The organism is Variovorax sp. DAIF25, from assembly GCF_050711835.1.
GTDB lineage: Bacteria > Pseudomonadota > Gammaproteobacteria > Burkholderiales > Burkholderiaceae_C > Variovorax.
Genome location: NZ_CP136636.1, coordinates 2,780,950 through 2,801,489 on the forward strand (window position 1 = coordinate 2,780,950; position 20,540 = coordinate 2,801,489).

Here is a 20,540-nt window from a genome sequence, read left to right on the forward strand (position 1 = left end):
GGCCGGGGAGCACCGCGGCCCTTACAACACACCGGAGACAGGCATGGGTTCTCGCGCAACGGCGCTTTCTTCTTCTCTTTTCTCGTGGTTCGCGGCGGCATCGATCGCCGTGCTGTCGGCCGGCGCCTCGGCGCAGCCGGCGGCCAGCACCTATCCCACGCGCCCGGTCACCTTGATCGTGCCGCAGGCCGCGGGCGGCACCAACGACATCGTCGGCCGGCTCGTGGGCCAGAAGCTCGGCGAGCTGCTCGGCGTCGGGGTGGTGGTCGACAACCGCCCGGGCGCGGGCGGCAACATCGGCACGCAGCTCGCGGCCAAGGCACCGAAGGACGGCCAGACCCTGTTGATGACCATCAGCAGCAGCCAGGCGATCAACCCCGCGCTCTATCGCAACCCGGGCTTCGATCCCGAGAAGGACTTCAAGCCCGTGGGCCTGATCGGCGCCGTGCCCAACGTGCTGCTGGTCAACCCCGGCTTCGCCGCCAAGACCCTGCCCGAGCTGCTGGCGCTCGCGCGGCAGAAGGGCGCGCACTACCAGTACGCCTCGGCCGGCAACGGCACGCTCAACCACCTGCTCGGCGAGATGCTCAACAGCATGGCCGGCCTTTCGCTCGAGCACGTGCCCTACAAGGGCGTGGCACCGGCCATCAACGACGTGCTCGGGGGCCAGCTGCCGATCGTGTTCGCGAGCCTGCCCTCGGCGCTGCCGCACATCAAGGCCGGCAAGCTGCGCGCGCTGGCCGTCAGCGGCGCGAAGCGTTCGCCGGCGCTGCCCGACGTGCCCGCCATCGCCGAGGCGGTGCCGGGCTATGACGGCACCCTGTGGATCGGCCTGTTCGCGCCCGCCGGCGTGCCGAGCGAGGTGCTCGCGAAGCTGCAGGACACCATGCACAAGGCGCTGGCCGCGAAGGACCTGCGCGAGAAGCTCGAGCAGCAGGGCGTGGAGGTCGCGCCGCCGACCTCGCCCGAGCAGTTCGCGGCGCTGCTGCACGACGACCTCGGCAAGTGGGCGCGCATCGTCAAGCAATCGGGCGCCTCGGTCGATTGACCCGGATTCAGGAGAACGGATGACCCCACACGACACCCCCGCCATCGACGCCGCCGCGCTCGCCGGCCTGCAGGCCTGGCAGGGCCGCAGCGAAAGCCTGCACGACCAGATCGTCGCGAGCCCGGTGCGCGCGCTCTCGGCCACGCTCGACCGCGACGATCCCGCGCCGACCGCCGGCACGCCGCTGCCCGCGCTGTGGCACTGGCTCTATTTCCTGCCGCACCACCGGCAGTCCGAGATCGGCCCCGATGGCCATGCGAAGCGCGGCGGCTTCCTGCCCCCGGTGCCGCTGCCGCGCCGCATGTGGGCCGGCGGCCGGCTGCACTGGGAGGCCGGCAATCCGCTGGCCGTGGGCGACACGGTGGAGCGGCGCTCGACCATCGTCTCGGTCGAGCACAAGACCGGCCGCAGCGGCGAGCTGGTGTTCGTGCTGGTGCGCCATGAGGTGCACAACGCGCGCGGCCTCGCGCTGACCGAGGAACACGACATCGTCTACCGCGCCGCGCCGCAACCCGGCGAGGCCGCGCCGGCGCCCAAGGCCGCGCCGAAGGACGCCGCCTTCAGCCGCGACATCGTGCCCGACGACGTGCTGCTGTTCCGCTACTCGGCGCTCACCTTCAACGGCCACCGCATCCACTACGACCGGCGCTACGTCACCGAGGTCGAGGGCTATCCGGGCCTGATCGTGCACGGCCCCCTGATCGCGACCCTGCTGGTCGACCTGCTGCGCCGGCACACGGGCGATGCGCCGCTCGCGCGCTTCGAGTTCCGCGCCGTGCGGCCCACCTTCGACATCGCGCCGTTCCGCGTGCATGGCAAGCCCGGCGCCGACGGTGGGAGCTTCGCGCTCTGGGGCGAGGACGCCGAGGGCTGGCTCACGATGCAGGCCACCGCGGTGTTGGCCTGAGCTTCTTCTTTTCTCGGGAAATCAAGCAATGACAAGACCCCTCGACGGGATCACGGTGGTGTCGCTCGAACATGCGATCGCGGCGCCTTTCTGCACCCGCCAGCTCGCCGACCTCGGCGCGCGCGTCATCAAGGTGGAGCGCCCGGGCGTGGGCGACTTCGCGCGTGCCTACGACCAGCGCGTGGCCGGCGAGGCCTCGCACTTCGTCTGGGTCAACCGCTCGAAGGAAAGCATCTCGCTCGACCTCAAGCAGCCCGCCGCGCTCGAGGTGCTGCAGGAACTGGTGGCCGGCGCCGACGTGCTGGTGCAGAACCTCGCGCCGGGCGCCGCGGCGCGCATGGGGCTGGGCGCGCCAGCGCTGCAGGCGAAATATCCGCGGCTCGTCGTCTGCGACATCTCGGGCTATGGCGAGGATGGCCCGTACCGCGACAAGAAGGCCTACGACCTGCTGATCCAGAGCGAAGCCGGCTTCCTCTCGGTCACCGGCACGCCCGAGGAGCCCTGCAAGTCGGGCAACTCCATCGCCGACATCGCCGCGGGCATGTATGCCTACACCGGCATCCTGGCCGCGCTGCTCCAGCGCGGCAAGACCGGCAAGGGCTCGCACATCGACGTCTCGATGCTCGAGTCGCTGGCCGAGTGGATGGGCTTCCCGATGTACTACGCCTACCAGGGCGCGACGCCGCCGCCGCGCAGCGCCGCCTCGCACGCCACCATCTATCCCTATGGCCCGTTCCCCGCGGGCGACGGCGGCACGGTGATGCTGGGGCTGCAGAACGAGCGCGAGTGGAAGCTGTTCTGCGAGAAGGTGCTGCTGCAGCCCGCGCTGGCCACCGATGCGCGCTTCGACAGCAATGCGCGGCGCAACGAGCACCGCGAGGAGCTGCGCGCCATCATCGTCGGCCTGTTCGGCGCGCTGAGCACCGCCCAGGTGCTCGAGCGCCTCGACGCCGCCCAGATCGCCAATGCGCGCATGAACGACATGGCCGGGCTCTGGGCGCATCCGCAGCTGCAGGCGCGCGAGCGCTGGCGCCAGGTGGACTCGCCGGCCGGGCCCATTCCCGCGCTGCTGCCGGCCGGGCGCCAGAGCGCCTTCGACTACCGCATGGACGCCATCCCCGCCGTGGGCGAGCACACCGACGCGATCCTGCGCGCGCTGGGCCGCAGCGAGGAACAGATCGCGGCGCTGCGCGAGGCCAAGGCCGTATGAGCGCCCAGGCCCTGGGGCTCGCGCGCACCTTCCTGTTCGTGCCGGCCGACCGGCCCGAGCGCCATGCGCGCGCGCTGGCCAGCGGCGCGGGCGCGGCCATCGTCGACCTCGAGGACGCGGTCGCACCCGAGCGCAAGGCCGCCGCGCGCGAGGCCTTGCCCGAGGTCTTCGCCGCGCTGCCCGCGGCCGACCGCGCGCGTCTGCTGTTGCGCATCAACGCGCCGGGCACGCCCTGGCATGCCGACGACCTCGCGCTGGTCGCGCGGCTCGCCGCGGCGCGCGCCATCGCGGGCGTGGTGCTGCCCAAGGCCGAAGGCGCCGACCAGTTGGCACGGCTGGCCGAGGCCGCCGGCCCTGAGGCCGTGCTGGTGCCGCTGATCGAATCGGCCGCGGGCCTCGCGGCCATCGATGCGATCGCCGCCGCGCCCCGGGTGCTGCGGCTGGCCTTCGGGCACCTCGATTTCCAGGCTGACCTCGGCATGGCCTGCGACGCGCAGGAGGCCGAGCTGGTGCCGGTGCGGCTCGCGCTGGTGCTGGCCTCGCGCCGCGCCAACCTGGCCGCGCCCATCGACGGCATCGCGACCGACTGGCGCGATACCGAGCGGCTCGCGGCCGAGGCGGCGCGCGCGCGGCGCGGCGGCTTCGGCGCCAAGCTCTGCATCCATCCCGCGCAGGTCGCTGCGGTGCATGCGGCGCTCGGGCCCGGCGCCGAGGAACTGGCGTGGGCGCGGCGCGTGGTCGAGGCCGTGGCGCTCGCCGGCGGCGGGGTCGTGAACCTCGACGGCCGCATGGTCGACGCGCCGGTGGTCAGGCTCGCGCAGCGCCTGCTCGCGCTCGATGCGCAGGCCTGAGCCTTCCCAGGACATTCATTCGTTCATCAACCCAAGGCAAGAAGAAGGAGACAAGAGACATGAATGCATCGAACCCCGCGCGCCAGCGCCGCCCCCTGCGCCTCGCCGCGGCCGCCGCCCTGGCCATCGGCCTCGTGGCCGCGCCCTGGAGCGCCTCGGCCCAGGGCGCCTGGCCCGACAAGCCGATCGTGATGGTGGTGCCGTACTCGGCCGGCGGCCCCACCGACGTGGTGGCGCGCATGCTCGCGGTGCCCATGGGCAAGTCGCTGGGCCAGACGGTGGTGGTCGAGAACACCGTGGGCGCGGGCGGCACCATCGCGCCGACGCGCGTGGCCAAGGCCGCGCCCAACGGCAACACCATCCTGATCCACCACATGGGCATGGCGACCGCGCCCGCGCTCTACAAGAAGCTCAACTACGACCCGCTCAAGGACTTCGAGTACATCGGCCAGGTGATGGACGTGCCGATGACCCTGCTGTCGCGCAAGGACTTCCCGGCCAACAACTTCCAGGAGCTGCTGGCCTACGTGAAGGCCAACCGCGACAAGGTCTCGCTCGCCAATGCCGGCATCGGCGCGGTCTCGCAGCTGTGCGGCATGCTGTTCGCGCACCAGATCGGCGTGCAGCTCACGACCGTGCCCTACAAGGGCGCCGGACCCGCGCTCAACGACCTGATGGGCGGGCAGGTCGACCTGCTGTGCGACCAGACCACGCAGACCGCGCCGGTGATCAAGGACGGCACGCGCGTGAAGGTGTTCGGCGTGACCACGCCCAAGCGGCTGTCGAGCATGCCCAACCTGCCCACGCTCGACGAGCAGGGCCTCAAGGGCTTCGACGTGAAGGTCTGGCACGGCATCTACGCACCCAAGGGCACGCCGCCGGCGGTGCTCGAGAAGCTCAACGTCGCGCTGCGCGCGGCCCTGCAGGACGACATGGTGAAGCAGCGGCTGGCCGAGCTGAGCTCGGAGATCGTGCCGCTCGACAAGCAGACGCCCGAGGGCCTGCGCACCCATCTGGTGGCCGAGATCGACAAGTGGGGCAAGGTGATCAAGGCGGCCGGGGTGCAGGCCGACTAAGGCATGAGGTAGGTCAGCCCGCGCGCAGCACCTGCTCGAACAGCGCGAGCAGGTGGCGCGCGAACAGGTCCATGTTCGCGGGCCGGTCGTTGCCGCCGGTCTCGATGGTGCGGCTCCGGGACACCGCGTCCGGCCCGCCGACCACCGCGAGGCACACCCGCCCGGGCGGATCGCCATAGGGGCTGCCCGAGGGACCGGCCGCGCCGCTCTCGGCGATGCCCCAGCCCGAATGGTGGTTGTCGCGCACGCGCTGCGCCACCAGCAAGGCATAGGGCTCGGTCTCGCCGCGCAGTCCGGTCATGTCCTCGGCCGTGAGCCCGAGCAGCGCGCGGCCCGCGCGCCGCGAATAGACCACCGCGCCGCCACGGAAGTAGGCCGAGGCACCGGGGATCGCGAGCAACGCGGCCGACACCAGGCCACCGGCCGAGGACTCGACCACGGCCACCGTCTGGCCGCGCTCGCGCAGCAACGCACCGACGCGCGCGGCGAGCACCGCGAGCGGCTCAGGGTTTGCCGCCTCGGGACTTACGCTGACATCGCCATTCATACTTTGGAACTCCTTCGAAACGAAGCGAACGCAAGAGCGTATCTGCCCGCGTGGAGAATGGATGGAACGCCGTACCGCGAATACATCGTGACACCCGATAAACACGGCGGGTCAGTGTTTTTCCCGAGACGGAGGGTGGTCCGAAACTCGCTAGAGTGAAGGCGGCCGTTCAAAGGCTTTCGACAAGTACACACAAGGAATTTCTCATGAGCAAGAAAGTTGCATATGTCACTGGAGGCATGGGTGGCATCGGAACAGCCATCTGCCAGCGTCTCCACAAGGACGGCTTCCGCGTCGTCGCCGGTTGCGGTCCCACCCGCGACTATTCGAAGTGGCTGGCCGAACAGAAAGCCCTGGGCTTCGAGTTTCACGCCTCGGTCGGCAATGTCGGCGACTGGCAATCCACGGTCGAGGCCTTCTCGGCCGCGAAGGCGGCGCACGGCGCCATCGACGTGCTGGTCAACAACGCCGGCATCACGCGCGACCGCATGTTCCTCAAGATGACGCCCGAGGACTGGAGCGCGGTCATCGAGACCAATCTCAACAGCATGTTCAACGTCACCAAGCAGGTGGTGGGCGACATGGTCGAAAAGGGCTGGGGCCGCATCATCAACATCAGCTCGGTCAACGGCGCCAAGGGCCAGGCGGGCCAGACCAACTACTCGGCGGCCAAGGCCGGCATGCACGGCTTCACGATGGCGCTGGCCCAGGAGCTCGCGGGCAAGGGCGTGACGGTCAACACCGTGAGCCCCGGCTACATCGGCACCGACATGGTGAAGGCCATCCGCCAGGAAGTGCTCGACAAGATCGTCGCCACGATCCCGGTCAAGCGCCTGGGCGAACCGAGCGAGATCGCTTCCATCATCGCGTGGCTGGCCACCGACGAGGGCGGCTACTCGACCGGTGCCGACTTCTCGGTCAACGGCGGCCTGCACATGCACTGAGCGAGCTTCGCGAGAAAACACAAACCCGCTTCGGCGGGTTTTTTCATGCCCGCAGCTTCCCAAGCGGACCACCGGAGCACAGCGCTTCCCGTGCACAGGGCACCGGGTACTCCCCGCAGCGAAATCAAGGAGGAGCCCGAAGGGCGGGGGACATTCGCGGAGGGGAGTACCCGGTGGCCTGTGCACGCGCCCCCGCCATACCCCGAGAAATGCAACCGCCTTGCATACGTGTAATGAAAGAACCTCCCACGTTCCTGCAAAATCGGCCGATGCCCCACAGCGTCTCACTCATCAACACGATCGCCGCCGGCCTCGGCCTGGCCCTGGTGTTCGGCTTTCTCGCCGCGCGCCTTCGCCTGCCGGCGCTGGTCGGCTACCTGCTGGCCGGCGTCATCATCGGTCCCTTCACGCCCGGTTTCGTGGCCGATGCCGGCATCGCCGCGCAGCTGGCCGAGATCGGCGTGATGCTGCTGATGTTCGGCGTGGGGCTGCATTTCTCGCTCGACGACCTGCTGGCCGTGCGCAAGATCGCGCTGCCCGGCGCGCTGGCGCAGATCACCGTGGCCACGCTGCTCGGTGGCGGGCTCGCGCTGTGGTGGGGCTGGAACCTGGGCGCGGCGCTGGTGTTCGGGCTGGCACTCTCGGTCGCTAGCACCGTCGTGCTGCTGCGCGCGCTCGAGAGCCTGGGCATCCTCGATTCCTTCACCGGCCGCGTCGCCGTCGGCTGGCTGGTGGTCGAAGACCTCGCCATGGTGCTGGTGCTCGTGCTGCTGCCCCCGCTCGCCGAAACCCTTGGCGGCCGCGCCGCCGGCACCGACGCCTCGCCGCTGTGGCAGACCCTGGGCCTCACGCTGCTGCAGGTCGGCGGCTTCGTCGCCCTGATGCTGATCGTCGGACGCCGCGTGTTCCCGTGGATCCTCTGGCAGGTCGCGCGCACCGGCTCGCGCGAGCTGTTCACCCTGTGCGTGGTGGCCGCCGCCGTCAGCATCGCCTTCGCCTCGGCCGCCCTGTTCGGCGTCTCCTTCGCCCTCGGCGCCTTCTTCGCTGGCATGGTGATGCGCGAGTCGCAGTTCAGCCACCGCGCCGCCCAGGAGTCGCTGCCGCTGCGCGACGCCTTCGCCGTGCTGTTCTTCGTCTCGGTCGGCATGCTGTTCGATCCCTCGGTGCTGATCGAGCGCCCGCTGCAGGTGCTGGCCGTGGTGCTGGTCATCGTGCTGGGCAAGTCGCTCGCGGCCTCCGCGCTGGTGCTGGTGCTGCGCTATCCGCTGGCCACCGCGCTCACCGTCAGCGCCAGCCTGGCGCAGATCGGCGAGTTCTCGTTCATCCTCGTGGGCCTAGGCGTCTCGCTCGGGCTGATGCCCGCCGAGGGCCAGAGCCTGATCCTGGCCGGCGCGCTGATCTCCATCGCCACCAACCCGCTGTGGTTCAGCCTGATCGCGCCGCTGCAGAAATGGCTGCATGCCCATTCCTCGTTCGCGCGCCGCCTCGAGGCGCGCGACGACCCGCTGGCCGAGCTGCCGATGAGCACCGAGGCGCGCTACCTCTCGCGCCAGGTGGTGCTGGTCGGCTATGGCCGGGTCGGGCGCCGCATCGCGGCCGAGCTCAAGGCGCACGACATCCCCTACGTGGTGGCCGAGCAGAACCGCGAGCTGGTCGAGAAGCTGCGCGAGGAGGGCGGTGCCGCCGTCTATGGCGACGCGGCCGATCCCGCCGTGCTGATCCAGGCCCACATCGCGCGCGCCCGCGTGCTGGTGGTGGCCACGCCGGCCGCGCTCAACGTGCGGCAGATGATCGAGACCGCGCGCACGCTCAACCCCAGCATCGAGACCGTGATCCGCAGCCACAACGAAGCGGAAGCCGATCTGCTCACGCGCGAGGTCTCGGCCACCGTGTTCCTCGGCGAGCACGAGCTGGCCCAGGCGATGGCGCGCGACGTGGTGCGCCGCGCCGTGGCGCCGCCCGCGCCCCATGGCGCGAACGGCGCGCCCACCGTGCCGGGCGCGCCGGCCTGAACGTGCGCTAGTTAGAGGTCCTCGATCACCAGCATGCGATAGCGCTGGGCGATCGAGTACGGCACCGTGCGCACCACCTCCATCATGCGTTCGGCATCGTCCTGTTCCTCGGTGCGCACCAGCAGTGCCGTGTGGCCTTCGCGCGCCAGCTTGGTGTAGGCACGCACCGTCGCGCCCTCGGTGCCCGCGGAGGGCAGGGGGTTGTCCGCATCGGCCACCGTGGGCGTGATCTCCGCCAGCACCGTCCGGGGCGGCAGCAGGAAGATGTCGTCCGCGCTCACGCCCTGCTCGACGAGCTGGCGGCCGACGCGCTCGGCGTCCTCGGCGCTGGCGAACATCACCACCGAGTAACCGGTGGGATAGAACGCGCCGCCAATGGTCGCTCGCATCGAGGGATCCAGGGTGAATCGCTTCATGGGGCCTCCTGTCGTCTGGGCTTGCGGCGTGCCGCGGGTGTTTGATCCATGGGCAAAACTTAGGTCGCGCACCAACGCCCGCCTGTAGGAGAAGCCCGGAAGCTGGGAACGGTCGGGGCCACCGCCTGCCGCAGGAAGCACACAGGGTTTTCGCCGGCGGTGAACGTGATGAAGTGCCCGCGCGTTGTGACAGGGCGTGTCTACGATTCCGGCGCTGCGCCGCTTTCGCCAACGCCCACCTTCCAGAGCTTCGCGTGAACACCATCCCCGCCACCCTGTCGCCGTCGCCCCGCAACCTCGCGCTGACCGTCCACGAGCTGGAGCCCGGCGAGTTCTACTGGGTGCTGATGGAGGCGGTCGACGATGCCGCGGGCGAGGGCGCGGTGCATTCCTACCTGCCGCTCGAGGCGGCCATCGAGCCGCATTCCAGCTATTCCAATGCGCTGGTGGCCGGCGTCAGCGTGCTGCGCCGGCTGTTCGGCACCGAAGGCCCGGGCCGGCCGCAGGACACCCGCACGCCGGACGTCCCCGGCGGCACCCGCTCCCTATAATCCCCGCCGTTCGGTGCAGTCTTTCTTCTAAAAACAAAGACCGCATCGGCACCACGGTTCGAAGGTGCCCCGCCAGCCATGCATGCCATGGCCACGGGGTTAAACGGGAAGCAGGTGCGACGCGTCGGTTCACGGATCGACGCCTCCATTCCTGCGCTGCCCCCGCAACGGTCAGCGGATCTGGAAGTCCTCACGCCATGCCTCCAGGGCATCGGCAGCCACTGCGCCCCCAAGGCGTGGGAAGGCGAGGGCTTCCGCAACGGCGCTGCAGTTTCGACTGCGCGCCGCTGCGCTCCGCGAGCCCGGATACCGGCCTTCGTCACCGCCTCGGACGCTGCGGGAGTGCGTGTCCGGGCCGCCGGCCGGCGAAGCGCTTGCTTTTCCCGCCGCCGGTCCCGGCCATCGAATGACTTCCCGCCGTGTCCACGTTCGGTCAGAGAGCCTGCGGGGACGCGGGCCGGAGGAGAAGTCACATGGATCACGCATCGCCGTCGGGCGATCGCGCGGGCGCGGCCGGCCGCCGCCCGCACCGCCACCGGGGTCGCCCCGCCGCCCGCCGCCTCGGCGGCATGTCCGCCGCCATCGGCCTGGCCTTCGGCGCCGGCAGCGGCTTCGCGCAGCAGGCCGCCACCAGCCTGCCGCCGGTGCAGGTCGAGGCCGGTGCCCAGGCCGCGCTGTCGCTCGCCGAGCCCACGCAGACCGGCAGCCGCCTCGGCCTCACGCCGCTCGAGACGCCCGCCAGCATCGAGGTGCTGACCGGCGAGACCATCCGCGCGCGCGGCGACGTCTCCGTCATCGAGGCCGCCACCCGCGCCACCGGCATCACGGGTTCGCCCGCGCCGGGCAACGGCAGCACCTCGATGGCCGCACGCGGCTTCTCGGGCCATGGCTCGGTGATGCAGCTGTTCGACGGCACGCGGCTGTTCGCGGGCGCGGGCACCGTCACCTTCCCGTTCGACACCTGGTCGGTCGACCGCATCGAGGTGCTGCGCGGCGCGGCCTCGGTCATGTATGGCGAAGGCGCGATCGGCGGCGCGATCAACGTGGTGCCCAAGAAGCCCACGCGCGGACCGATCCACAACGAGGCGCTGCTGAGCTACGGCTCCGACGCCACGCGCCAGGCCGCCTTCGGCAGCGGCGGCGCGATCAACGACAAGCTTTCGTACCGCTTCGACATCAGCCACCGCGCCACCAACGGCTTCATGGCGCGCGGCGAGGGCGAGAGCCTGGCCGTCGGTGGTGCGCTGCGGCTGGACGTCTCGCCCGAGCTGCAGTTCACCCTGTCGCACGACGAGGGCCGCCAGTCGCCGCAACGCTACCAGGGCGTGCCGCTGATCGACGGGCGCCTCGACGGCCGGACCCTGCGCCAGAACTACAACGTCGACGACGCCGAGCTCAAGTACGACGACAAGTGGACCCGCCTCGACGCGCTCTGGACGCCCAGCGATGCCGTCACCGTGCACAACCAGCTCTACCGGCTCGCGAGCCAGCGCCACTGGCGCAACAGCGAGACCTACACCTTCAATGCCGCCACGCGCCGCGTGACGCGCGGCGACTACCTCGAGATCGGCCACGACCAGGAGCAGGTCGGCAACCGCACCGACGCCACCTTCCGGCACGAGCTGTTCGGCATGAAGAACCAGGTGCTGGTGGGCTTCGACGTGAACCGTATCGACTTCCTGAACTCGAGCGACTCGCCCTACGGCGGTCGCTCGGTGGTCGATCCCTTCGTCTTCCTGCCCGGCTACTACCAGTCGCCGTCGCCCTACCTGCCGCGCTACCGGACCCGCACCAGCACCTATGCCGTGTTCGCCGAGGACAAGCTGGCCTTCGACGAGCGCTGGTCGCTGGTCACCAGCCTGCGCTGGGACCATGCCAAGGTGGCGCGCACCGACCTGTCCAACGCGGCCAACAGCCTCACGAAGACCTTCGAGTACGCCACCGGCCGCATCGGCGCGGTGTATGCGCCCGATGCCTCGCAGTCCTTCTATGCGCAGCTGGCGCACGCGGCCGATCCGCTGACCTCGCTGATCAGCACCTCGACCACGCAGGCGCCGTTCGACCTCAGCACCGGCAACCAGGTCGAGGTCGGCTACAAGCGCCAGCTGGCCGACAACCGCGGCGCCTGGACCGTGGCCGCCTACCGCATCGAGAAGAAGAAGCTGCTGTCGCGCGATCAGAACAACCCCACCGTCTCGCAGCAGGTCGGCAAGCAGTCGTCCGAGGGCATCGAGGCCACGCTCGACCTCGCGCTGACGTCCACGCTGCGGCTCGAGGCCAATGCGGCCAAGCTGCGCGCGCGCTACGACGACTTCAACGAGGTCGTGAGCGGCCGGCTGGTCTCGCGCGCCGGCAACACGCCGTTCGGCGTGCCCGAGGAAGCGGCCAACCTGTTCCTGCACTGGCATTTCCTGCCGCAGTGGGAGGCCGAGTTCGGTGTGCGCTACGTCGGTTCGCGCCAGGTCGACGCGGCCAACTCGCGCAAGATCGGCTCCTACACCGTGGCCGACGCCTCGGTGAGCTGGCAGGCCAACAAGTCGCTCAAGCTCGCGCTGCGCGGCTACAACCTCGGCGACCGCCGCTATCCGCTGTCGTTCTCGAACAGCGGCAACCAGTGGCTGCTGGGCCGTCCGCGCTCCTTCGAGCTGTCGGCGCTGGTGAACTTCTGAGATGACGCACGCCGCGCGCCGCGCCCGCGCCGACCGCACTGCCTGGCAGCGCGCGTGGCCGCTCGTGCGCCACTGGCTCTACTGGACCCACCGCTGGCTCGGCATCGGCGGCTGCCTGCTGTTCGTCATGTGGTTCGTCTCGGGCGTGGTGATGATGTACGTGGGCTATCCCACGCTCACCGAGGCCGAGCGGCTCGCGGGGCTGCGCGCGCTCGACGTCGGCCAGGCCAGGGTCTCGCCCGTGGCCGCGCTCGAGGCCCTGCCCGAAGCAGCGCGCCAGCAGCCGCCGCGCCGCGTCGCGCTCGAGATGCAGGGCGGCGCGCAGCCGCAGCCGGTGTGGCGCATCGTCGATGCGCGCGGCGGTCGCCATGCGGTGTCGGCGCGCGATGGCCGGCTGCTGGCCGGCACCGACGCCGCGCAGGCCGAGGCCGTGGCGCGCGACTTCTCGGGCCAGCCCGCGGCGCGCTGGGCCGAGACGCTCGAGCGCGACCAGTGGACCGTGCCGCAGGGCCTGAATCCGCTGCGCCCGCTGCACCGCATCGAACTGAACGACGCGGCGGGCACCGAGCTCTACGTGTCGGCGCGCACCGGCGAGGTGGTGCGCGACACCACGCGCTCCGAGCGCTTCTGGAACTGGCTCGGCTCGGTGCCGCACTGGATCTACTTCACGCCGCTGCGCGCCGACCCGCCACTGTGGCACGACGTGGTGGTGTGGCTCTCGGCCGCCTGCATCGTCTCGGCCGTGACCGGCATCGTGATCGGCATCCTGCGCCTCCGGCTGCGTCGGCGCTTCCGCAACGGCGCCGTCACGCCCTACACCGGCTGGATGGCCTGGCACCACATCGCGGGCCTGGTCGGCGGCTTCTTCGTGCTGACCTGGATCGTGAGCGGCTGGCTCTCGATGAACCCGAACCGCTGGTTCGAGCGCAACCCGGTCGACGCGGCCGCGATGACGCGCTACACCGGCGGCGAGATATCGACCTTTCCGTGGCCGCCCGCCATGCCGCCGGCAGGCGAGGGCGCCGCGGCACCGCGCGAGGCGCTGCTGCAATGGTTCGACGGCCGGCCGCTGCTGCAGCTGCGCGATGCGCAGGCACGCGTGCGCGTGGTCGATGCCGCGAGCGGCACGCCCGCCTCGATCGCGCGCGAGGACATCGTGCGCGCAGCCGCCCGGCTGCGCCCCGGCGCCACGGTGAGCGAGGCCGTGCTGCAGACCGCCTACGACTTCCACTGGTACGGCCACCACCGCGAGCGCGTGCTGCCGGTCTGGCGCCTCGCGTTCGATGACCCCGCGCGCACCCGGCTCTACATCGACCCCGCCAACGGCCAGCTGGCCGGCAGCAGCGACCGCAATGCGCGGCTGCGGCGCTGGCTGTTCAACGCCGCCCACAGCCTCGACTTCCCCTGGCTGATCCAGTACCGGCCGGCCTGGGACCTGGTGGTGTGGCTGCTGTCGATCGTCGGCGCCGTGGCCTCGGCCAGCGGCGTGGTGATCGGCTGGCGCCGGCTGCGGCCGCGCTCGCGTTCTCCCACCGTGGCGGGCGCGCGGCGCCTGCCGCAACGTTCATGACGCGGACCTGCCATCGCGGGTCCATGATCCAATCCACTTTCGCACTGCGGTGCCTTTCAGGAGCTGTCCCATGCACATCGAACCCGGTCTCGTCGACGGATCCAAGATCTTTCTCAGCTATGCCACCGGCGCCGCGGCGCTCGCCTACACCGGCAAGGTGGCGTTCGACACCCTGCTGAAGGACGGCCTGGCCGCCCTGGCATTGCGCTCGGCGATCGCCGTGGCGCTGGTGTTCTGCTTCTTCGAGGTGCTGCCGCACCATCCGGTGGGTGTGTCGGAAGTGCACCTGATCCTCGGCACCACCTTGCTGCTGGTGTTCGGGCTCGCGCCCGCGGCCATCGGCCTGGCGGGCGGGCTGCTGGTGCAGAGCCTGTTCTTCGAGCCGCAGGACCTGCCGCAGTACGGCATGAACGTCACGACCCTGCTGGTGCCGCTGTTCGCCACCGCAGTGCTCGCGCGCCGCATCATTCCCGAGAAACTGGCCTACGTGGACATCGGCTACCGCGAAGCCTTCAAGCTGTCGGTGGCCTACCAGGGCGGCATCGTGGTGTGGGTCGGCTTCTGGGCGCTCTACGGCCGCGGCACCGGGCTCGCGAACCTCGGCGAGATCGCCAGCTTCGGCGCCGCCTACATGACGGTGGTGCTGGTCGAGCCGCTGGTCGACCTCGGCGTGCTCGCCGGTGCCAAGGCCTGGCGCCGGCTGCAGGGCTCGGCCTTCGTCGAACGTCGCCTCTACACCGGCGCCTGAAAGAAATAGAAATCTCCATGACCACCAGCAACGCAAAAATCCCCGTCACAATCGTCACGGGCTTCCTCGGCAGCGGCAAGACCACCTTGATGCGCCACATCCTCGGCAACGCCGAAGGCCGCCGCATCGCGGTGATCGTCAACGAGTTCGGCGAGCTCGGCATCGACGGCGAGATCCTGCGCGGTTGTGGCATCGGCTGCGACGACGAGGGCAACGAGCGCGAGGGCGCGCTCTACGAACTCGCCAACGGCTGCGTCTGCTGCACCGTGCAGGAGGAATTCCTGCCCGTGATGCTGCAGCTCGCCGAGCGCCGCGACCAGCTCGATGCCGTGCTGATCGAGACCTCGGGCCTGGCGCTGCCCAAGCCGCTGGTGCAGGCCTTCCAGTGGCCCGACATCGCCAACGTCTTCACCGTCGACTCGGTCGTGACCGTGGTCGACGGCCCGGCCGCCGCGGCGGGCCAGTTCGCGGAGAACCCGGTGGCGGTCGACGCGCAGCGCCGCGCCGATCCCAACCTCGACCACGAGTCGCCGCTGCACGAGCTGTTCGAGGACCAGCTCTCGGCCGCCGACCTGGTGGTGCTCAACAAGGCCGACCTGCTCGACGAGGCCGCGCGCGCGCGCGTCGAGGCGCTGGTGCGCGAGGAGCTGCCGCCCGAGGTCAAGATCGTGACGGCCACCGAGGGCAAGCTGCCGCTCGCGCTGCTGCTGGGCCAGGGCCGTGCCGCCGAAACCACCATCCACCTGCGCGAGAGCCACCACGACCACGAGGAAGACCACGACCACGACGAGTTCGACTCGCTGGTGATCGACCTGCCCGCGATGGACCGCGAGCGGCTGCTGGCCGCGCTGGCCGCGCTGGTCGAGCGCCACACCATCTACCGCGTCAAGGGCTTCGTCGCCGTGCCGGGCAAGCCGATGCGCCTGCTGGTGCAGGGCGTGGGCCGGCGCTTCGACCATCACTTCGACCGCCGCTGGCGCGACGGGGAGGCGCCGCGCACGCAGCTGGTCTTCATCGGCGAGGACCTGGACGAGGCCGCACTGCGCGAGGTGCTCGAGGGCGCGGCGCTGCCGGCCTGACGATGCACCTGCTGAGCACCCAGCCCGGACGCTTCGTCGAGGACGATCCGGGCGTCGTCACCCGGCTCGACCAGACGCCGGGCGAGATCGTGGTGCTCAGCTCGGCCGATACCACGCTGGCCCTGCTGTCGGCCGCGCGCGGCGCGCTCGCGGCCAGCGATCCCGGCTATCCCTCGCTGCGGCTGGCCAACCTCATGTACCTGCGCCAGCCGGCCTCGTTCGACCTCTATGCCGACGAGGTGCTGCGGCATGCGCGCGTGGTGGTGGTCGACCACCTGGGCGCGGCCTCGGCCTGGCCCTACGGCCTGCAGCAGCTCGAGAAGCTCGCGCGCCGGCACGGCCAGCAGCTCGCCATCTTCTCGGGCGACCTGCAGGAGGATGAGGACCTGCTCGCGCGCAGCACCTCGCCGCGCGCCGTCTGTCACCGGCTGTGGCAGTACCTGCGCGCGGGCGGGCCGGCCAATGCGCTGCAGTTCCTGCGCGCGGTGGCCTTCCATGGCCTGCGCCATGGCGACGAGCCGCTGCCGCCGCGCAGCCTGCCGCAGGTGGCGCTGCATGTGCCGGGGCTGCCCGCCACGTCGGCCGTGCCCGGCATCGACGACCTGCGCGCGCGCTGGCGGCCCGGCGCGCCGGTGGTGGCGCTGGTGTTCTACCGCTCGCACCTGCTGTCGGGCAACACGGCCGCCTTCGATGCGCTGGCCGAGGCGCTGTCGGCCGAGGGCCTGAACCCGCTGCCGCTGGCGCTCGATTCGCTCAAGGACCCGCTGTGCCTGTCGGCGCTGCGCGAACTCTGCGCCACGCATGCGGTGCAGCTGGTGCTCAACACCACCGCCTTCGCGGCGCTGGGGCATGACGGCGGAGAGGGCGGTGAACCGGCGCTGGCCGGCGACGCGCCCGTGCTGCAGGTGATCGTGAGCGGCGGCAACCGCGAGGACTGGCTGGCCGACAGCCAGGGCCTGCGGCCGCGCGACATCGCGATGCAGGTCGCGCTGCCCGAGATGGACGGCCGCATCGTGACGCGCGCCGTGAGCTTCAAGGGCCTGCTGCATCGTTGCGAGCTGACGCAGACCGAGGTGGTCGGCTACCGCGCCGAGCCCGACCGCGTCGCCTTCGTGGCCGAGCTCGCGCGCCGCTGGTGCCGCCTGCGCAGCCTGCCGGCGGCCGACAAGCGGCTCGCGCTGGTGCTCGCCAACTACCCGGGCAGCGAGGGCCGTATCGGCAGCGGCGTGGGGCTCGACACGCCGGCCTCGGTGATCGCGATCCTCCAGACCTTGCGCGCCGAAGGCTATGCGCTCGGCGATCCGAAGGCGCTGCCGGCCGATGGCGACAGCCTGATGCAGACCCTGCAGCAGGGCATCGCCAACGACCCGCGCGAATGGCCCGCGCGGCCCGCCTGGCAGAGCTACGCGCTGGCCGACTACCGCGCGCGCCTGGCCGCGCTGCCCGAAGGCATGGCCGCGGCCATCGACGAACGCTGGGGCCCGCCCGAGCAGGACCCGATGCTGCGCCAGGGCCGCTTCATGATCGCGGGCCTGCGGCTGGGCCAGGTCTTCGTCGGCATCCAGCCCGCGCGCGCGCTGAACCTCTCGGGCTCGCAGGACTACGCGAGCTACCACGACGCCGAGGCCGTGCCGCCGCACGGCTACCTGGCCTTCTACTTCTGGCTGCGCGACATGTTCGGCATCGATGCGGTGGTGCATGTGGGCAAGCACGGCAACCTCGAATGGCTGCCGGGCAAGAGCATCGCGCTGACGCAGGCCTGCTGGCCCGACGCGGTGCTCGGGCCGCTGCCCAACGTCTATCCCTTCATCGTCAACGACCCGGGCGAGGGCGCGCAGGCCAAGCGCCGCACCCAGGCCGTGATCGTCGACCACTTGATGCCGCCGCTCACGCGCGCCGAGAACCACGGCCCGATGCAGGACCTCGAGCGCCAGGTCGACGAGTACTACGACGCGCTGCTGGTCGACGCGCGCCGCGCGCGCGTGCTGCGCGCGCAGATCCTCGCGGCCGTGCGCGCCCAGCACCTGGTCGACGAGCTCGACGCAGCGGGCGCCGAGGACGATGCCGTGCTCGCGCGCGTCGATGCCTACCTCTGCGAGCTCAAGGAAACCCAGATCCGCGACGGCCTGCATGTGTTCGGCGCCTCGCCCGAGGGCCGGCTGCGGCGCGACACGCTGCTGGCGCTGGCGCGCTATCCGGCGGGCGACGGCAGCGGTGCGGACGCGGGGTTGCTTGGTGCGCTGTCGCACGACCTGCTGCCCGGCGAGCATTTCGATCCGCTCGACATCGAGCCCGCAAAACCCTGGCAGGGCGCGCGGCCCGCGCTGCTGCAGGCGGTGAGCGACGACCCCTGGCGCCACCAGGGCGACACGCGCGAGCGGTTCGAGCTGCTGGCCACGCAACTCGTCGAAGCGGGCGAATGCCCGGCCGGCATGCCGCGCACCGCCGCCGTGCTGGGGCGCATCGCCAAGCGCCTCGCGCCCGCGCTCGATGCCTGCGGCACGCAGGAGCTGCTGCAGCTGTCGCGCGCGCTGCAGGGCCGCTTCGTGCCGCCCGGGCCCAGCGGCTCGCCTTCGCGCGGCCGCCCCGACGTGCTGCCGACCGGGCGCAACTTCTACGCGGTCGACACGCGCGCCATTCCCACCCCCACCGCCTGGATGCTGGGCCTCAAGTCGGCCGCCCAACTGGTCGAGCGCCACCTGCAGGAGCATGGCGACTATCCCGCGGGCATCGGCCTGTCGGTCTGGGGCACGGCCACCATGCGCACCGGCGGTGACGACCTCGCGCAGGCCTTCGCGCTGATCGGTGTGCGGCCGAAGTGGGCCGCGGGCAGCCAGCGCGTGGTCGACTTCGAGGTGCTGCCCACGGTCGGCCTCGGGCGCCCGCGCATCGACGTCACGCTGCGCATCTCGGGCTTCTTCCGTGATGCCTTTCCGGCCGCGGTGCAGATGTTCGACGCGGCCGTGCAGGCCGTGGCCGCGCAGGAGGACGAGGATGCCGAGCGCAACCCGATCCGCGCGCGCATCCTGCGCGAGGCCGCCGCGCTCGAGGCCGGGGGCCTGCCGGCCGAGGCCGCGCGCACCCAGGCCGGCTGGCGCGTGTTCGGCTCGGCGCCGGGCCATTACGGCTCGGGCCTGCAGCCGCTGTTCGACAGCGGCGACTGGCAGAGCGACGACGACCTCGCCGGCGCCTATGTCGGCGGCAGCGCGCATGCCTACGGGCAGGACAGCGAGGGCGTGCCCGCCACCGAGGCGCTGGTGCGGCGCCTCGGCGAAATGAACGTGGTGCTGCAGAACCAGGACAGCCGCGAGCACGACCTGCTCGACTCCAACGACTACTACCAGTTCCAGGGCGGCATGGCCGCCGCCGTGCGCCACCTGAGCGGGCGCCAGCCGGCCATGTACCACGGCGACCATGGCAATCCGCAGGCGCCGCGCGTGCGCACGCTCAAGGAGGAGATCGGCCGCGTGGTGCGCGCGCGCGTGGTCAATCCCAAGTGGATCGCGGGCGCGCGCCGCCATGGCTACAAGGGCGCCTTCGAGATGGCGGCCACGGTCGACTACCTGTTCGGCTTCGACGCCACCGCGCGCGTGGTCGGCGACCACCAGTACGCGATGGTGGCCGACGCCTACGTGCTCGATGCCGATAACCGCGATTTCGTCGACACGCACAATCCACGCGCGCTGCACGACATGCTGAGCCGCCTGCTCGAGGCCATGCAGCGCGGCCTCTGGCAGTCGCCCGGCGACTACCGCGAACGCATCGAGAACCTGCTGCTCGCGCACGAGCAGCGGATGGAAGGACATACGCGATGAACACACAGGCCGCGCCGCTGCCGGCGTCGTTCCCCTTTTCCGCCATCGCCGGCCAGCCGCTGCTGCGCGAGGCGCTGCTGCTGGCCGCGGCCGATCCCGCGCTCGGCGGCGTGCTGATCGAGGGCCCGCGCGGCACCGCAAAGACCACGGCCGCGCGCGCGCTGGCCGAGCTGCTGCCCGGCGCGCCCTTCGTCACCCTGCCGCTGGGCGCCAGCCTCGAGCACCTGGTCGGCACGCTCGACCTCGGCCAGGCGTTGGCCGGCCATGCGCTGAAGTTCGCGCCGGGGCTGCTCGCGCGCGCCCATGGCGGCGTGCTCTATGTCGACGAGATCAACCTGCTGCCCGATGCATTGATCGATTCGTTGCTCGATGCGGCCGCCAGCGGCGTCAACGCGGTCGAGCGCGACGGCATCTCGCACCGCCATGCCGCGCGCTTCGTGCTCGTGGGCACCATGAACCCGGAGGAGGGCAGCCTGCGCCCGCAACTGCTCGACCGCTTCGGCCTCTGCGTGCAGCTGCGCAACCTCGAGGACCGGGCCGAGCGCCAGGCCGTGGTGCGCGCGCGGCTGGCCTTCGACAGCGATCCCGAGGGCTTTCGTGCGCGGCATGCGGCGGCCGAGGCCGAGCTCGCCGCGTCGCTGCGGCGCGCGCGCGCGACGCTGGCCGATGCCACCGCGCTGCCGTATGGCGATGCGGTGCACGAGGCCGTGGGCGCGCTGTGCATCGCCGCGCAGGTCGATGGCCTGCGCGCCGACCTCGTGATGCTGCGCGCGGCGCGCGCGCTGGCCGCGCTCGAAGGGGCGGAGGCCATCGGCGAGCAGCATGTGCGGCGCGTGGCCGAGGCCGTGCTGCTGCACCGGCGCAAGCCGGGCGTGGAGGCGGCGCCGCCCGCGCAGGCGCCGAGCGCGCCGCCGCCCTCGGCCGCCGAGGGCGAGAGCGCCATCGATAACGGTGCCCATTCCGGTGACGGCGGCGACGGCGGCGACGGTGACTGGGGCGCGCTGCCGCCCGAGCCCGTCGGCGTCGCCCGCGTCAAGCCGCTGCGCCCGCTGATCCCGGCCGCCTCGCTCGCAAAAAAAGCCTGAGCCTCCGGAACA

General features: G+C 71.4%; 16 protein-coding genes and 1 riboswitch. Of the genes, 14 read left to right on the forward strand and 2 right to left on the reverse strand.

The window, feature by feature from the left end:
- Nucleotides 1-43: 43 nt before the first annotated feature.
- From R0232_RS12765 to R0232_RS12785, 5 genes are read left to right on the forward strand one after another with little or no spacing between them, the layout of a single operon-like run.
- A complete protein-coding gene (locus tag R0232_RS12765) occupies nucleotides 44-1,048 on the forward strand; it encodes a tripartite tricarboxylate transporter substrate binding protein (protein ID WP_431512318.1) in 1,005 nt (334 codons plus the stop codon).
- 19 nt (nucleotides 1,049-1,067) lie between these two features.
- Nucleotides 1,068-1,955, forward strand: a complete 888-nt coding sequence (locus tag R0232_RS12770; RefSeq protein WP_431512319.1) for an FAS1-like dehydratase domain-containing protein — start codon at nucleotides 1,068-1,070, stop codon at nucleotides 1,953-1,955.
- Between the two features lie 28 nt (nucleotides 1,956-1,983).
- Nucleotides 1,984-3,165 (forward strand): CaiB/BaiF CoA transferase family protein, encoded by a 1,182-nt coding sequence (locus R0232_RS12775; RefSeq protein ID WP_208507526.1) that lies wholly within the window; start codon nucleotides 1,984-1,986, stop codon nucleotides 3,163-3,165.
- Entirely contained in the window at nucleotides 3,162-4,016 is an 855-nt protein-coding gene (locus R0232_RS12780) for an HpcH/HpaI aldolase/citrate lyase family protein (protein WP_431512320.1), read from the forward strand. The genes R0232_RS12775 and R0232_RS12780 overlap by 4 nt, the downstream gene beginning before the upstream one ends.
- A 59-nt stretch (nucleotides 4,017-4,075) precedes the next feature.
- Nucleotides 4,076-5,092, forward strand: a complete 1,017-nt coding sequence (locus tag R0232_RS12785) for a tripartite tricarboxylate transporter substrate-binding protein (protein ID WP_431512321.1) — start codon at nucleotides 4,076-4,078, stop codon at nucleotides 5,090-5,092.
- Nucleotides 5,093-5,105: 13 nt separating this feature from the next.
- Here R0232_RS12785 and R0232_RS12790 read toward each other — a convergent pair whose 3' ends face one another.
- Complete coding sequence (locus R0232_RS12790; protein ID WP_431512322.1) at nucleotides 5,106-5,639, reverse strand: CinA family protein; 534 nt, start codon at nucleotides 5,637-5,639, stop codon at nucleotides 5,106-5,108.
- Nucleotides 5,640-5,845: 206 nt separating this feature from the next.
- Between R0232_RS12790 and phbB the strand changes: the two genes are divergently transcribed.
- Entirely contained in the window at nucleotides 5,846-6,583 is a 738-nt protein-coding gene (phbB, locus tag R0232_RS12795; protein WP_093342858.1) for an acetoacetyl-CoA reductase, read from the forward strand.
- Nucleotides 6,584-6,852: 269 nt separating this feature from the next.
- The gene (ybaL, locus tag R0232_RS12800) at nucleotides 6,853-8,595 is read left to right on the forward strand and encodes a YbaL family putative K(+) efflux transporter (RefSeq protein WP_093342856.1); all 1,743 of its coding nucleotides are present in this window, start codon (nucleotides 6,853-6,855) and stop codon (nucleotides 8,593-8,595) included.
- A gap of 11 nt (nucleotides 8,596-8,606) precedes the next feature.
- On the opposite strand, the gene R0232_RS12805 is transcribed toward ybaL, so the two are convergent.
- A complete protein-coding gene (locus R0232_RS12805; protein WP_431512323.1) occupies nucleotides 8,607-9,011 on the reverse strand; it encodes a hypothetical protein in 405 nt (134 codons plus the stop codon).
- A gap of 254 nt (nucleotides 9,012-9,265) precedes the next feature.
- Here R0232_RS12805 and R0232_RS12810 point away from each other — a divergent pair, with 254 nt between their 5' ends.
- The 7 genes from R0232_RS12810 (at nucleotide 9,266) to R0232_RS12840 (ending at nucleotide 20,528) form a co-directional block, all read left to right on the forward strand.
- Nucleotides 9,266-9,562: a hypothetical protein gene (locus R0232_RS12810; RefSeq protein ID WP_281078545.1), complete on the forward strand. Its 297-nt coding sequence runs from the start codon at nucleotides 9,266-9,268 to the stop codon at nucleotides 9,560-9,562.
- Nucleotides 9,563-9,608: 46 nt separating this feature from the next.
- Nucleotides 9,609-9,894, forward strand: a riboswitch (cobalamin riboswitch).
- Nucleotides 9,895-10,035: 141 nt separating this feature from the next.
- The gene (locus R0232_RS12815; RefSeq protein WP_431512324.1) at nucleotides 10,036-12,231 is read left to right on the forward strand and encodes a TonB-dependent receptor; all 2,196 of its coding nucleotides are present in this window, start codon (nucleotides 10,036-10,038) and stop codon (nucleotides 12,229-12,231) included.
- A 1-nt stretch (nucleotide 12,232) separates the two neighbouring features.
- Nucleotides 12,233-13,801 (forward strand): PepSY domain-containing protein, encoded by a 1,569-nt coding sequence (locus R0232_RS12820; protein ID WP_431512325.1) that lies wholly within the window; start codon nucleotides 12,233-12,235, stop codon nucleotides 13,799-13,801.
- Between the two features lie 70 nt (nucleotides 13,802-13,871).
- A complete protein-coding gene (locus R0232_RS12825; protein ID WP_431512326.1) occupies nucleotides 13,872-14,549 on the forward strand; it encodes an energy-coupling factor ABC transporter permease in 678 nt (225 codons plus the stop codon).
- Between the two features lie 17 nt (nucleotides 14,550-14,566).
- Entirely contained in the window at nucleotides 14,567-15,628 is a 1,062-nt protein-coding gene (gene cobW / locus R0232_RS12830; RefSeq protein ID WP_296777596.1) for a cobalamin biosynthesis protein CobW, read from the forward strand.
- 2 nt (nucleotides 15,629-15,630) lie between these two features.
- Complete coding sequence (gene cobN, locus R0232_RS12835; protein ID WP_431512327.1) at nucleotides 15,631-19,443, forward strand: cobaltochelatase subunit CobN; 3,813 nt, start codon at nucleotides 15,631-15,633, stop codon at nucleotides 19,441-19,443.
- On the forward strand, nucleotides 19,440-20,528 hold the full coding sequence (locus R0232_RS12840) for an ATP-binding protein (RefSeq protein WP_431512328.1): 1,089 nt from the start codon (nucleotides 19,440-19,442) through the stop codon (nucleotides 20,526-20,528). Before cobN ends, R0232_RS12840 begins: the two co-directional genes overlap by 4 nt.
- The last annotated feature ends 12 nt before the right edge of the window (nucleotides 20,529-20,540 follow it).